Source organism: Furfurilactobacillus cerevisiae, from assembly GCF_048961765.1.
Classification (GTDB): Bacteria; Bacillota; Bacilli; order Lactobacillales; family Lactobacillaceae; genus Furfurilactobacillus; species Furfurilactobacillus milii_A.
The window spans coordinates 1,203,911-1,219,016 of record NZ_CP185253.1 but is presented as its reverse complement, the minus strand read 5'-3'; the positions used below and the strand labels follow the sequence as shown (position 1 = coordinate 1,219,016).

Sequence of the window (15,106 nt, the reverse complement as noted above, 5' to 3'; positions counted from 1 at the left end):
AATTAATCCTCTCTCGCCTGCTGAAGATAGAAACGATGCCAAATTTGTGCGAGATGACTCGCTGAGTACACTTCAGATGCTAATAAGGCCTGACTGTGCAAATGTTGCATCCCCGCAGGATTTTGTTGCAACGATGTTAGCTTCTTTTGCATGTCGGCTACGTCCGTCGCACTTTCGTAATAGCCATCGATAATGGACCGGTATAAATCTAAATCACGCAACAATACCGGCGTGCCACAACTAAATGCCTCTAACACAGACATTGGGAACAGTTCATTATACGAAGGTAACAAAAACAGATCTGCCATGTTGTAGTAGTCAACCAACGCTTTACGGTCAACAATACCCGGAAACAGTAAATTAGCTGGCGGATTATCAACCACCTTTTTTAGGTCTGCATAACCATCCGTAATCCGGCCAAATGAAAAACCACCTGCCCAAACAAACTGAACGTCAGGATTATTCTTTGCCAATGTAATAAAATCACGAACACCCTTGCGTTCCTGAATTTGACCAATACCAAGAACTGTAAATTTTTTTGCGTCTAAATGATAACGAGCCCGTGTTGCAAGTTTGTCAGCTGACGACATCTCATAGAATTCACTTTTAGACACGAAGTTTGGAATATACGTAATTTTCCCTCGAGGAATGTTATAGGCTTCGAGCTTCGAAATAAAGGTCGGGTTGACCACTACGATGTGATCCATCCGTTTGTAAAACGAGATTAAATAATGATAGAAAATCTGTTTTGCGATTGGGGGTAGTTTTAAGCTGCCCTCTAAAGTTTCGGGAAGGAAATGAACATAGCCAATTTTAACCCCTCGCCCCGGCAGAAAAGTAGACAGGTAATAAGGAAAATTCACCGTATGATAGTGTGAAATGTCCGTTTTGTGCCATTTATTAATGGTGATGTCAAACTCACCATCAAAGTTATCTTGCAACAACTTCACTAATTCCGTGTATGCACTGCCGACTCCTTGTCCGGGAACGGACGTTGCGGCAGAGAACATATTGATTCGTAACATTGTGTGCTCCTAAACGTTTATTATCGTAAAAACACGTATTTCCACTAACCCAAGGTCAGCTCGGAAATACGTGCTAAGAGTGTTAATCGCTCAACTTGGCTGATTTTTCACTATCTTCTTGATAAATCAACTGGGCGTCAGCATAAAACTGAATAATTCGTTTGCCAAACGCATCTGCGGAGATTTCGTACAAAATTCGTTGACGAATGGTGTCATCGCTAACATCGATCTGATGTGACAAGTAGTCACAAATGTCACGCACTAATTCGCCTTGTTGCTTAAACGTGCGCCCGATTGTATCTGTCTTCAACAGCTCATCAGCATAAGGACTACTCATGACCACAATCGGTAAGTGCGCTGCGATAGCCTCAATATAAGTCAGCCCTTGTGATTCTGAATCACTAGCAGATACAAACACGTCAGCCATTTGATAGTAACGGTAAACATCCTCGTTCGCAACTTCGCCCGTAAACGTAACATGATCCGTTAACTTCATCACACGTACCTGTTGTTCCAAATCTTCTCTAGCGGGGCCATCACCGACGATGACAAGTTGTGCATTAGGTTGCTGTGCCAAAATATCCGGTAACGTCATGATAACTTCATGAATGTTCTTTTCGAAGGCCAATCGTGACAATGAAAGCAAAACTGGCGTATTGGCGCTAAAATGCATTTTCTGCCGTAGTTCATTGGACTGAGGTTGTTCATACTGCGTCAGATTAACACCTGTTGGGATGACCCGAATTGGCGTTTTAACACCATAGCCCTTTAAAGTGTCTAGCACTCGATCAGAGGGTGCAACCACCCCTTCAACGCCATGTAAATAAGCTCGGGTCGCCAAACGTACCTGCTTAGGCTTTAGCAACTTACCATTAGCCACATAATGCAAATAGTCCTCGTACATCGTGTGATATGTATGAACAACCGGGATCTTCATCGCGTGGGCAACAAATTTCCCCATCAACCCCATCGAAAATTCCGTTTGGGTATGAACAATATCTAAATGAAGGTCTTTCGCAATTTGTAAAGCGCGGAACGCACCGCGAAAAGCAATTCGCCGGTCCGTGAAGGAAACAAATGGTACCGACGGAAAACGAAAAATGTTTCGCTCATAGACATCCTTATCAACTTTAGGATCTGTCGATGTAAAGATGTAAACTGAATGACCGTTTTGTTCAAGCTGGTCACGCAGTGTTTTTATCGAAGTGGCCACACCACTCACCTGCGGAAAATATGTTTCAGTAAATATGCCAATATTCACGCTGGTGCCCCCTTCAAACTAAATTCAGTGTTCAGTCAGCATTTTTGCCAACAAAATAATCAAGTTTCATTATACGGATTGCGTTTATATAGTGCAAACGCTAATCGTTTAGATTAACTTCAATTCTAACCTAGACTATCTCTACAAGCCAATATTCACACTGGATTTGGCCACAATGACGTCAAAAACTTAACTTTTCGCGAAGAAAAAAGCACCAGTCGCAAATGCGATCAGCGCTTTAATTTCATAACTTACTTCAAGTCTGCCATGAACTGTTTAACCATGTCGGCAACGTCTTCATTGGTTTCGGCATCAAGTGCCTTATCAACAAGGTCAGCAGTCGATTTTGTATCAAGTTTCTTCATTAATGAACGCGTCTGTAGCATGGATGTGGCACTCATGGAGTACTCATCCAAGCCCATTCCCATCAATAATGGTACAGCAACTTGGTCACCGGCCATTTCACCACACATACCGGCCCACTTACCTTCAGCATGCGCTGAATCAATAACCTTCTTGATCAAACGCAATAATGATGGGTTGTAAGGTTGATACAAGTAGGAAACGTGTTCGTTACCACGATCAGCAGCAAACGTGTATTGAATCAAATCGTTCGTACCAATACTGAAGAAGTCAGCATATTTGGCCAACTTGTCGGCAATCAGCACTGCGGCTGGCACTTCCATCATCATGCCGACGTCAATGTGGTCAGCCACTTTAACGCCATCATTGATGAGGTTTTGCCGTTCTTCGTCATAGATTGCCCGCGCCCGTTTGAATTCGTCAACTGTCCCAATCATTGGGAACATGATGGCAATGTTACCGAAAGCAGAGGCACGCAATAATGCACGCAACTGAGGCCGGAACAAATCAGGTTGTTTCAAACTAATCCGAATGGCACGGTAACCCAAGAACGGGTTCATTTCTTCTGGTAGTGGCAAGTAGTCGAGATGCTTGTCCCCACCAATATCCATGGTCCGCACAACAACCTGTTTACCATGCATATCTTCAGCAGCCTTCTTGTAGGCTTGGAATTGTTTTTCCTCGTCTGGCAATTCAGCGCTGTCCATATATAGGAACTCTGAACGGAATAAGCCAACTGCTTCACCGCCGTTATCATTAACAGCAGCAACGTCATCAGGCGTCCCAATGTTGGCAGCAATCGTGAAGTTCTTGCCATCCTTGGAAACGGATGCCTCGTCCTTCAGCTTGTCCCATTCAGCCTTTTGCTTAGCAAAGTCGTCACCCTTTTTGGTGTAAGTCGTCACATCCTTGTCAGATGGATCGACAATACCAATACCATCCAAACCATCGACAATAACCTTATCACCCTGTTTGATGGTAGCAGTAGCATTTTCAGTCCCAACAACAGCTGGAATTTCCAATGTCCGACTCATGATCGCTGAATGCGACGTCCGACCACCTAAATCAGTAATGAAGCCCTTAACAAATTTGCGGTTCAGTTGTGCCGTATCACTTGGTGTCAAATCATGCGCCACAATCACAACTTCAGAATTGATCAAGGCTGGATTAGGTAGGTTCTTACCCAGTAGGTGGCTCATAACCCGTTTGGTTACATCACGCACATCAGCTGCCCGTTCTTGCATGTACGCATTGTCGGTCATGCCCTCAAAAATCGCGATGAAATTGTCGGTAATTTCCTTTAATGCTTCTTCTGCATTAACTTTGTCAGAGTCGATCTTGCCTTCGATTTGGCCGATCATTTCTGGATCTTGCAAAATCGTAATATGTGCTTCAAAAACTTCGGCTTCTTCTGAGCCCAAACTTTTTTCAGCAACGGCTTTGATCTGTTGCAATTCTTTTATTGATGCATCTAAGGCACTGTGTAAACGGGTCTTTTCAGCATCAGCATCAGAAATTGTCTTCTTGTCAAACGTTAAATCCGGATCAACTAACATATAGGCCGGAGCAACGGCAACACCGTTACTGGCCGCAATCCCATTGAGTTTCTGAGTCATTAGTCAGACAAACCTTCTTTAGTCATGGTATCTGTAATTGCACTGATGGCGTCCTTTTCGTCGGCACCGTCAGCAGAAATCGTAACATCGGCGTCTTTACCAACACCTAATGACATAACACCCATGATGGACTTCAAGTTAACGGACTTACCATCGTAAGCCAAGTTAATCTCTGAAGAGAACTTAGATGCCGTTTGTACCAAAAGTGTGGCTGGACGTGCGTGTAAGCCTGTGTCTGCAATAATGTGAAAGTCTTTAGATTCCATAATCATTAATCTCCTTAATGCACTTAGATTTGTAAGGGATTACTTTGCCGTAGAAACGGCGATTCATCAATCACCTTCTGTATCATAGTAGCATATGTTTTTTACAAAATACAACCATTCGCAAAGGAAAAATGCGCATTTTAGAAAGCGTTACCAATGCTAATCCTATACGGATAGCGGTCTAGACCGCTCTTTTTTAAATCCTAAATGCCTGTTTGAGATAATAAAACTCCACTCATAGATTTGAATCGGCATCTATTCGACGCTTGAAAAATCCAATACTTTCTAAAATGAACAATGAACTGAAAATTGTAATTAGCCCCAGTGACCATGAATTAACTAATTGAGTTGATATATCATAATACGCATTGAACGGTACTGAATGTCCGGGGTGTAAATCGTCTTCTAGGTTAGTTCCTGAGGAGGCCTTGAAATGTGGTGTGTAGTTTAACCCTGACATTTTTATCGTTTTATTTGTCATGTTTGTGATTCTAATCCTGAAGTGGCCAGGATGACCATTGATAGGTACAGAGCTTGAGGCAGAATTAAATTGATTACTTTTAACTGTTACACTAGTGTGCTTCTCTTCATCAATAATTTGTACGCGCACTCTTGGGTCATTAAAAACCTCAGAACTAATGCTAACTGTCGAAAAATAGTTGGTGGCGCTGAACCTTTGCTCAACCGTCTGCTTAGGAGACAAAACATACTGTTTATCTTGAGAAGACGACAAGCCAGATTGTAAAGCTGTAATGACGCTTTCAGTATTGTTAATTTTTGTCAGCGGCTGAGAAGTTGAAAATCCAACTAGCGCTATGGCGCAAACACTCAAGGCACAGAATGTTTTAGCCTTTAAAGCTTTCAATTTTACGGCATCATACTTTTCAAAAGACTTGGATAAACCTATTGTGCCCAAAATTATCATAAAGAACATGACAATAAATGAATACCGTGACTCTGCTTCCCAAATCAAAACGTGGAAACTAATTATTCCCAGAATGCTTAAAGCAGCAAATAATGATTTTTTGCCGATATCTGTAGGAGAAGCAAACTCACTAACAGCAAAAAAGACTATTCCAAATAAAATTATGATATAAACTACCTGGTTCAGGTTTGCCAGCCAAAACAGTATTTGATGCAAATGACTAGCTACCCTTACGTGACCAATCGCACTTAAACTTGGTAAATCACTCCCCATCACCCCACTGCCGAAAGTGTGTACTAACTTTTTCCACCAATGATTAGTTATTCCGTCTACACCAAGGGTATTAAGTCTCTTTTTTATGTCTTTATTTGACGAAACTTTCTTTTCTCTAACTGATCTAATATTTTGATACTTAAATAAATCACCGGTTATTTGACCGCTTGAATTAGGATCTAGTGACATATAGATGAAAGCACTTGATGGGACCTCTTTTTGAACACTTCTGTTAAATCCATTTGCTGATTGCATGGCGTTACTACTGAACTTAAACCCAGCAAAGACAAACAGTAAAATAAAAATTTGAATACTCAATGTTAGCATTTTTTTAGCACTGGAACCATCTTCAAAAAAAGACACAAAGCAGAAGACAATTAAAGCCACAACAATTATGACAACATTCGGTTTTAGAACGTACCCAACTCCTAAGCTTATAACAGACAGGACAAACATGGTCCATTTAGTATGCGTTTGTTTTGTCAATTTAGATTTCAATAGAAAATAAAACGCTATCGCTGGAAAGACAACCATCAAAGGATCCGTGTAAAAGAAAAAGGCATAAAGGTATACAGGTAAGAAAAAAATCATTACAAGTAAGAAAAGCGTTCCTACACTTCCGCGGTGAGTTAACAGAACTATACAACGGTAACTAGATAGAATCGCTATATCCATTAATAAAAATAGAAATATTACAATCAGGTCATTCACATGATGCGGAGAGATTTTTTGAAAGATACGAATGAGCCAACTATAAACAATCGTTACATTCACATTATTTGGAAACATATGAAAATATTCTGGCCACTTCTTGTCTCCAAAAGCTAACAAATATGCCTGGGCCTTAACCCTTAGATCATCCGTTGTAATTGGTATAGTTAAATACTTTGCAAAAATCGACTGACAGAAAATAATAATCAGCATATTTAAGCCGTCAAAGAAATGTATGTATTTTGGCTTTTTTCTTAGAACCGAATAAATACCTTTTAATCCAAAATACCCTGCACCAGATAAAACAATCAATAAAAAAGGACTGAGCCAAAATTTGTTGAAATGGTAGATTGCAAATTTAATCCGAATTTTTGGACAAATTGGTCAGCATAACCTGATACGGTGTTTTCCAGTCAAGTATTTTAAGCGGTCTCTGGTTAATTTGGAGTAACGTCGTCGTTAAATCTTGAGCACTAATGTGCTCAAAACGAGTCCCCTTAGGATAAAAATAACGTAAATTCCGATTAAAGCGTTCATTACTACCACGTTCAGCTGGCGTATAAGCATGACAGTAATAGGTCTTAATACCATATTGTGATTCAAATGATACTAGCCCACTAAACTCAGTACCACGGTCCACAGTAAAACTGTGCACCGGTCCATTAAAAGTTGTTAGGAACTTAGTCAGTGCTTCATTAACACTCGCTGTCGTTCGGTCCTTTAACCGATATGCCCAAAGGAACCGTGATTTGCGATCGATTAAAGTTAATAAAACTGCCTTACTATGCCCACGAGGGCCAACGACGGTATCTAGTTCAAAATCACCGATGCGATTACGTTGATTAATCATCATGGGACGCTGTTCAATCGATCGCCCCAAAGATTGATTATATTTGGATCGTTGGTCAACGTTACGCCGTTGGCGTACGCCATGTTCAGGTAGATCATTCAAGGAGAAACCAATTCTCCCCTGATTTAGCCAATTATAAATAGATTTAGTCGCTAGTTTAAATTCGTGAGCAATCATTCCTGGTGACCAGCTTAGATGTAAATGGTTGAGAATTGTTTGCTTTAACTCATCGCTCAGCTTAGTTTTCCGACCACATCGTGATCGCTTGTATTCGGCATCTGTTTGTGCTAATTCAGCCTGATAAGGTTGACATCGAGATAATTCATAAGAAATTGTTGACGGTGATCGGTTCAGCCGAACGCCCATTTGGATATTGGACAGCCCTAGTTCACAAAAGGTTTCGATTTTAATTCGTTCGGAATAGGTTATACTAGACAAAAGATCAGCTCCTAAAAGATGGGTTTGTTGTAAACACCATTTTAAAGGAAGCTGATCTTTTTTGTCCGAACAGCGTTCGGATTAATTTTACAATCTACTATAAAGACTCATTTTTGTTCATCAAATTTCTCCTTTGGATAAAGCAAATCAACCGTTAAATCGTACCATAAACGAAACTAAAACACAGCACCATTATTAATCTTCTTGATAATGATAAGTGATTTCGCCACCACGATCAGCCTGACCAACTATCCGTTGACGATAAGGCACATTCATCAACGCTGTTTGAAACTTCATAAAGTGTTCCGGTGTAACCTTTAATTCTTCAATTTCACCATTTTTCAACTGCTCAAGTTTTGCTGCGTAGTCATCATCCATTGAATTTAATCCTTCTTTCTTTTAAACAGGTGCCAGCCAAGCTGGGCGATACTCAAAACTGCAATCAAACCACTGACAATTGCTGTGAAGCGAATGCCTGGCGTTAATCCTGGCGTCCGATAAGTTAATTTGACCTGCTGCTTGCCAGGTTTAGTTAGTTTGATTCCCACAAAAGCTCGATTTGTTTTAATCAACTTGACAGTATGACCATTGACCGTTGCATGCCAGCCAGCACTATAAGGAATTGATGAAGCCAATACGCCTGACTGTTTGGTCGTCACACTTCCTGTAATTTCATTATGACCCAGTCTCAATTTCTTTAGCCCGTTCTTCTGCAAGCCTTGTACTTGTTTATCATACTGAGTTGTCATCGGAATTCCAACAAGTTGCAAGTCAAACGAGTAACGCCCAACCTGTCCCAATTGCATAGATAAACCGTTTGGCATCTGGTCTACCCACCCCAGATTAAGCACACCAGCCGTCGTTTTCTCATACTCACTCAAGTTGGTTTCAGGCATCTGACTTAACGAGTTAGTAATATCGCCATTTGTCATACTAATACGCCAAGCTTGATTGGGTGAGCCATTGGCCACATCACGTTTGAAAGCGTCCCACCCGCCATGAACCGCTGTCTGATTACTACCCGATGAAAGGTGACCATTGATTCCTGGTGAATTCAACTTATCGATGTTAATCCGATCAGTCAACGTTGGCTCTGTATAGTGAACGTTCGTTATCAAAGCGCGAATTTCCATCCCCTGATATTGTTTAGCGTTAGGAATGTAAAGTGTATAGGTATCAGATTTATTCGTGTCGGCAATGTTTGTAGTGCTAATGATATTTTGGTCGGCATCGTACAGTTTATAAGGAATTACGACACTTTGAGGCTGCAGCTTTGTCACTTTTAAATTCTTAGTATCGCCGACGGCCGTCACGTTCGCCAAATTGGCTTCTTTCTCATTGGCATCTAGTTGCTTGTATGTCTGATTACTGATAACACGCGACTGAAAATACATCAACGGAAAATCATCTGTGGTCTGATAAGCCTGAACATCCCCATTAGCACCGTAGAAGGACTGATTCAAATCCGGTGTTTCACCAAATGTTGGAACGTAATTATGTGGCATGTTCGTGTCACTTGGCAATGGCGAATTAGCATATAAATCGCGAACACCCAAAAAGTTCAGCACCCGACCACGGTCATCAAATTGTTGAATCGGTAAATTCAATTGCCGTTGATTGTTTAACAAATCGCGACTAAATTGGATGACCGCCCCATTTTGAATCGAATAAAACGAGCTGGTATTAGAGCCATTCAAAAGAAAGTTATTCGGCGTAATGCCGGCCGAAGCGGTGACATAGTTACTAACGTTACTGGTGCGTGCAAAAGTCGGCGCATATTTGCTAATCTTTGTCCCGTTTTGTTCCGCCCATGTTGGCTGAGTTGCCACTGCTGTAGTCGCTGTACCATACGGTTGAGAAATTAACGCCTTAGCCGCACCATTTGGCAAAAACTGATGAATATCGTACGCAGCGTTTTCGAAATTAAAGGCGACAAAAATATTAGCCATCACCAGTGCACTAAGAACTTGTGGCTTCAGCAATTGTGGCCGAACCGTGCCAACGACAAATACGCCTGCATAGACCATTAAAAAGAATAATTGTGGCAGCACTGTACTGGTCGAATCAGCAATGATTTGCGTACTGATCAGAATTAAGACAAGAATAACAACTGCCCATTTGAAAATGGGCACCCAATCATTAAGTGTCATGGCCTTAAGTTGTTGTAGGAAAACACCTGTCATTAACGCCATCGGTAAACTCATTAAGAATAACCACCGATTCGATGGTGAGGTGAAGCCATTTAATGTAGCAGCAAACATTGGTAATAAACTGAGCACCGTTGTGAGCACCATCAATCGCACAATTAGTTTGTAATCCCGATAATGAAGGAAAGTCCACACAACTACAAGTAACAACACATTTACTGATAACGTGTTTAACCAAAACGGATCCACGTTAACGTTACCTAACAGTGCGTTTGGCAAACTTAGGTAGTATTGCAAGGAATAAAAGTGCATCCCACTAGCAAACGGAACATCGAATCTTGGGGAACTCTGGAGGGCCTTAATTTCTGGTAAGGTCAGCCAAGCCGTCGCCAACAGACCAAGCACCCCACTACATAACATTCGGCCAAAGTTAAACCAGCGCTGCCGTGCCAAAGGATGCGTGAGTTCACTCCAGCGTAAAATTAGGTACACGATTCCACCAAGGGTCAACATGAAAGCCAAGTAAAAGTTAACTACCACACTGAAATAAACAACGAAACCGAATCCCCACGCTGACCGTCCCTGCAACACTGCTTCAATTGCAGTGATTAACAATGGTAATAGAATCAACGCGTTAACGAAGAAGGGTTGAAATAGACTCGCGTAAATGGCAAACCCACTACTGAGATAGACCATTGCGCCCACCCAAATGGCCCAGCGTTTAAGTGAAAAATGACTGGCAAAATAGGTAAAACTCAGTCCAGCAAAAAACATTCGTACCAGACCTATAAGCTGAAAACCTGTTAGCAAGTGTGACTTATTAAATAACAAAATCAGGTAAGCAAACGGATCGCCAATGATGTAGTACGAGAACGTTTGGAAAGCATCTGACCCCAAGCCAATGTGCCACGACCATTGCAACGGTCCTGCACTCAGATGGTGTAGCCAACTAAGCAGAATCTTGCGATATTCAATCATAATTGGCACATGCTGATGCAACACATCATGCGTTGAAATCAGTGAATAACCAAATAACCAGTAAACGCCGTATGTTAATACGCAAAACAACACAAAAAAAAGCACGTAACCGCCATAAAGTTTTCCTCGCCGTTGTTTTGCAAATGAGAACTTCATGGTTGTACGTGCTCCTTTAGTCTTAAGTCATTGTGTAAGTTGATTCTTACATTATGAACAAAACTGGCCATCGTCGCAAATAAATATTTACTTATAGTAAAGCACTAATTCATTAAACTGTATTTAGGACCGATCTTATTGATAGTACGAAAGATTGCCCACCGCGTTAGCTGGAAAAAGCGAACCACAGGGTTGACTTTTACGTTGCCCCACGTTTCATAGTGATATCTATTGCTAACGTGAATGAAATGATACATTCGGGCACGCTGAGGATTCCAATCCCGTTTATCCTTAAAACCGTATCGCCAACGCCGCTGCCGAATCAAATTAACCGCTACGTTTTTAGCCGTTGAGTCCGGTGCATAACGTTTAAACACCCGTGGGCTAACCTGTAGCCACAGTGTGATCTGATCAGGCTGTGTCATAACCTTTGTTATTTCGTCATCAGGTACGTTGGCAAACTCATCGTCTGCATCCTTCAACATTAATTCAACCCAGTTAACACCGTTTAATGCACTCCAATAACTGCAACGTTCCAAACGCGCATTTAATTCAAGTGCTAAAAATTGTTGAGTCTTTTGATCATACCTGAAAACGATGTTTGCAATGCCCGTATAGTCAATATCCTCTAAAAATTGGCATATTTTATTTGTTAGCTCGCTTTCCTGAACCGGAAAAATGGCATCGTGGTTACCTATCCCCCATGGCGTATGGTCCTCTAAGGCAACGTGGCCTAATGCCATGCCACGAACATGGTGATGTTGATCAACATAGGCAGAAAACGTGTATTCTTGTCCCTCACCCGCTACAAAGCGTTGTAAAACAAAGTTCCGCTGATAGCCTTGATGATAAGCCAAGCGCAAGAAATGATTAATTTCTTCATCAGAGTTAAGCACATAATCCTTACGATGATCTGGATATTTCATCGGACCCCAACTAACCGAGTCCGTTGCCTTAAGCATAACTGGAAAAGGAAACGGTGACTTTACGTCACGTTCCGTATCGTTCTTGCTCAGTTCAACATATTCTGCTGGATTCAGCTCGGTTTTCTCTAACAATTGATAGAAACGGCCCTTATCCGTAACTTGCTCAAACATTTCAGCATCTGGATACGGTCGAACAACATTGTCCGGAAAGTACGCATACTCTCTAATTAACTTTGCATAGGCATCGCCCAAGCCAATTAACACAACACGCTTAAAGCTCTTAATTCGATCCAAAATGCCATTCTGCATTGCTTTAGCAAAGGCGACTGTTTGACTAAGATGTGGAATCACTGTCACATCGGTGAATTTACTGAACCGAGTTGCCGATAGGTTTTTTGCTCCATAAATAATGGCTTTCTGACCCGTTAAATCGTAATACATCCTTGCTACGCCATATGCGTTTTCGTCTGTACCAAAGAAAAATGGCACTGTATTCCCTGCGTATTCCGTCAATTAACTCACCTTACTTATAACCTTTTATTAGATATTATTATAATAATCTAACACAATTTTCATTATCACTTTTACAAAAATCATTAGAGAAACTAAAGAATTTAAATCGTTAAAAAGTTTACAAAGCAATAATCTTTTGTCAGTTAAGAAAAATTCTCCGTTTTAGCACTCTAATAAAGAAAGTGCTAAAAAAGTGAGGCAATTCCCTTGCACACTTTTTGTTAGTGTGTATAATACTAGTCAAAGGTCAAAGTTGGTCAAACGAAAAACAGTCGATCAACTCCCTTTCGCCATCAGCAATCATATGTACTCGGTCAAACCGCTGGTGAGCCCTTAGAAGGAGCGATAACATGCTTTGTCAAAACTGTCATCAAAATGAGGCCACGATTCATTTAGGTCTCACAATGAACGGACAACAGATGCAAGTGCATCTTTGCCAAAATTGCTATCAACTTCTACAACAAGCTGAGAATAATTTAATGAACGGAAACGGAGGATCAACAAATATGGCTCAAGATCCATTTGGTTTTGGTAATTTAGATGACCTCTTTGCTGCAATGCAAAACGGTAACGTCAATGCCAATAACTTTCAACAAGCACAACAAGGTCCACAAACACAAGCAGGCCGCGGTGGCAATAATAACGGCGGTAACAACAATAAAAACTCTAAGCATCCCCTACTTGATCAATATGGTTTAAACCTGACTGACCAAGCTAAAGCAGGCAAGATTGATCCAGTCATCGGCCGTGACGCAGAAATTGACCGCGTCATCGAAATTCTAAACCGTCGGACGAAGAACAACCCAGTTTTGATTGGTGAAGCTGGTGTTGGTAAAACAGCGGTTGTCGAAGGTTTAGCCCAAGCCATTGTTAATGGTAAGGTGCCTGAGAAGTTGTTAAACAAACAAATCATCCGCTTGGACGTTGTTTCACTGGTTCAAGGCACCGGTATTCGGGGTCAATTCGAACAACGCATGCAACAATTAATGAGTGAAGTTTCAAAGAACGACGACATCATCTTGTTCATCGATGAAATTCACGAAGTTGTTGGTGCAGGTAACGCTGAAGGTGGCATGGACGCCGGTAATGTATTGAAACCTGCCCTTGCCCGTGGCGAATTTCAACTCGTCGGTGCCACAACTCAGAAAGAATACCGCGATATTGAAAAGGACGCTGCTTTAGCCCGTCGTTTCCAACCAATTGAAGTCGAGGAACCTTCTATTGAAGATACCGTTTCAATTTTAAAAGGTATTCAGAAACATTACGAAGATTATCACCACGTTCACTACACTGACACAGCGATTGAAGCGGCAGCACGCTTGTCGGCTCGTTACATTCAGGATCGTTTCCTGCCTGACAAGGCCATCGATTTGATTGATGAATCCGGTTCAAAGAAGAACTTAACGTTACGCAACGTGGACCCTACTTCTTACGAAGATAAGATTCACACTGCGGAGGCACACAAGCAATCCGCTTTGGACAAGGAAGATTACGAAAAAGCTGCCTACTACCGCGATCAGGTCAATCAGCTAGAAAAAGCTAAGAAGGATGCGGATGAAAATCCACAACCCGATGATGCTGCCACGGTGACTGAAAAAGATATTGAACACATTATCGAAGAAAAGACTGATATTCCGGTTAGCGACATGCAAGCGCAAGAAAAGACCCAATTGAAGGATCTGGACAAGCGGCTTGAAAAACATGTTATCGGTCAAAACCAGGCAGTTGATAAAGTTGCTCGTGCCATTCGCCGTAACCGAATTGGTTTGAATCAAACTGGTCGTCCTATCGGTTCCTTCCTCTTCATCGGCCCTACTGGTGTCGGTAAAACGGAAACAGCTAAACAACTTGCTAAGGAATTGTTCGGTTCGAAGGACGCCATGATTCGCTTCGATATGAGTGAATACATGGAACAGTACAGTGTTTCCAAACTGATTGGTTCTGCCCCTGGTTATGTTGGTTACGAAGAGGCTGGTCAATTGACTGAACAGGTTCGTCGTCACCCCTACTCATTGATTCTGTTAGATGAAATTGAGAAGGCTCACCCAGATGTTATGCACATGTTCTTGCAAATCTTGGATGACGGTCGTTTGACTGATTCTCAAGGTCGTACAGTATCCTTCAAGGACACCATCATCATCATGACTTCTAACGCAGGCTCTGGTGACAGTGGCGAGAACAGCGTTGGTTTCGGTGCTGCTCAAGATGAACATGCTAGTCTGATGGCCAAGTTAGGTAACTACTTCAAGCCTGAGTTCTTAAACCGTTTTGATGACATCGTTGAATTTAACTCCCTTTCCAAGGAAAACTTGGGTCAGATTGTTGAACTGATGTTAGACGATGTTAATGATCAGTTGGCCAACCGCAACTTACACATTCGTGTAACGAAGCCGGTTGAAGAAAAGCTTGTTGATTTAGGTTACAACCCAACGATGGGTGCTCGTCCACTCCGTCGCGTTATTCAAGAGCAATTGGAAGACCGTATTGCCGATTTCTTCTTAGATAACCCCGACACACACAAGCTTGAAGCTGTGATGGATGGTGAGAACATTAAGGTTGAAGCTGATACGAAGACAACTACGGCAAATGTTGCGCAAAGTGAACAGTCTAAGAAATAAGAACGATAATAAAGCTTTTTATGCAAAGGAACACCCATCA

Annotated in this window: 10 protein-coding genes; 1 reads left to right on the top strand and 9 read right to left on the bottom strand. The window is 41.6% G+C overall.

The genetic code is table 11. From position 1 onward, the window contains the following. Positions 1–2: 2 nt before the first annotated feature. The 9 genes from ABUE36_RS05730 to ABUE36_RS05690 form a co-directional block, all read right to left on the bottom strand. Positions 3–1,025 (bottom strand): glycosyltransferase family 4 protein, encoded by a 1,023-nt coding sequence (locus ABUE36_RS05730; RefSeq protein ID WP_421017341.1) that lies wholly within the window; start codon positions 1,023–1,025, stop codon positions 3–5. 82 nt (positions 1,026–1,107) lie between these two features. Beyond that, positions 1,108–2,286: a glycosyltransferase family 4 protein gene (locus ABUE36_RS05725; protein WP_421017340.1), complete on the bottom strand. Its 1,179-nt coding sequence runs from the start codon at positions 2,284–2,286 to the stop codon at positions 1,108–1,110. 251 nt (positions 2,287–2,537) lie between these two features. Continuing rightward, positions 2,538–4,265: a phosphoenolpyruvate--protein phosphotransferase gene (ptsP, locus tag ABUE36_RS05720; RefSeq protein WP_421017339.1), complete on the bottom strand. Its 1,728-nt coding sequence runs from the start codon at positions 4,263–4,265 to the stop codon at positions 2,538–2,540. Continuing rightward, entirely contained in the window at positions 4,265–4,531 is a 267-nt protein-coding gene (locus ABUE36_RS05715; protein WP_017261119.1) for a phosphocarrier protein HPr, read from the bottom strand. Before ABUE36_RS05715 ends, ptsP begins: the two co-directional genes overlap by 1 nt. 235 nt (positions 4,532–4,766) lie before the next feature. After that, entirely contained in the window at positions 4,767–6,752 is a 1,986-nt protein-coding gene (locus ABUE36_RS05710) for a hypothetical protein (protein WP_421017338.1), read from the bottom strand. Positions 6,753–6,798: 46 nt separating this feature from the next. After that, complete coding sequence (locus tag ABUE36_RS05705) at positions 6,799–7,728, bottom strand: IS30-like element ISLpl1 family transposase (protein ID WP_096109805.1); 930 nt, start codon at positions 7,726–7,728, stop codon at positions 6,799–6,801. Between the two features lie 195 nt (positions 7,729–7,923). Further along, positions 7,924–8,106 (bottom strand): hypothetical protein, encoded by a 183-nt coding sequence (locus ABUE36_RS05700; protein WP_161002568.1) that lies wholly within the window; start codon positions 8,104–8,106, stop codon positions 7,924–7,926. Between the two features lie 5 nt (positions 8,107–8,111). Beyond that, positions 8,112–11,009 carry a YfhO family protein gene (locus ABUE36_RS05695; protein WP_421017337.1) on the bottom strand — a complete coding sequence of 966 codons (2,898 nt, stop codon included), beginning with the start codon at positions 11,007–11,009 and terminating at the stop codon, positions 8,112–8,114. 104 nt (positions 11,010–11,113) lie between these two features. Further along, the gene (locus tag ABUE36_RS05690; RefSeq protein WP_421017336.1) at positions 11,114–12,376 is read right to left on the bottom strand and encodes a hypothetical protein; all 1,263 of its coding nucleotides are present in this window, start codon (positions 12,374–12,376) and stop codon (positions 11,114–11,116) included. Between the two features lie 422 nt (positions 12,377–12,798). Between ABUE36_RS05690 and ABUE36_RS05685 the strand changes: the two genes are divergently transcribed. Then, the gene (locus tag ABUE36_RS05685) at positions 12,799–15,066 is read left to right on the top strand and encodes an AAA family ATPase (RefSeq protein WP_421017335.1); all 2,268 of its coding nucleotides are present in this window, start codon (positions 12,799–12,801) and stop codon (positions 15,064–15,066) included. Positions 15,067–15,106 lie beyond the last annotated feature (40 nt).

Excerpts from the sequence above, each read along its gene's own strand:
- ABUE36_RS05730 (WP_421017341.1), bottom strand. The coding sequence starts at position 1,025 with ATGTTACGAATCAATATGTTCTCTGCCGCAACGTCCGTTCCCGGACAA.
- ptsP (WP_421017339.1), bottom strand. The coding sequence starts at position 4,265 with ATGACTCAGAAACTCAATGGGATTGCGGCCAGTAACGGTGTTGCCGTT.
- ABUE36_RS05715 (WP_017261119.1), bottom strand. The coding sequence starts at position 4,531 with ATGGAATCTAAAGACTTTCACATTATTGCAGACACAGGCTTACACGCA.
- ABUE36_RS05700 (WP_161002568.1), bottom strand. The coding sequence starts at position 8,106 with ATGGATGATGACTACGCAGCAAAACTTGAGCAGTTGAAAAATGGTGAA.
- ABUE36_RS05695 (WP_421017337.1), bottom strand. The coding sequence starts at position 11,009 with ATGAAGTTCTCATTTGCAAAACAACGGCGAGGAAAACTTTATGGCGGT.
- ABUE36_RS05690 (WP_421017336.1), bottom strand. The coding sequence starts at position 12,376 with ATGTATTACGATTTAACGGGTCAGAAAGCCATTATTTATGGAGCAAAA.
- ABUE36_RS05685 (WP_421017335.1), top strand. The coding sequence starts at position 12,799 with ATGCTTTGTCAAAACTGTCATCAAAATGAGGCCACGATTCATTTAGGT.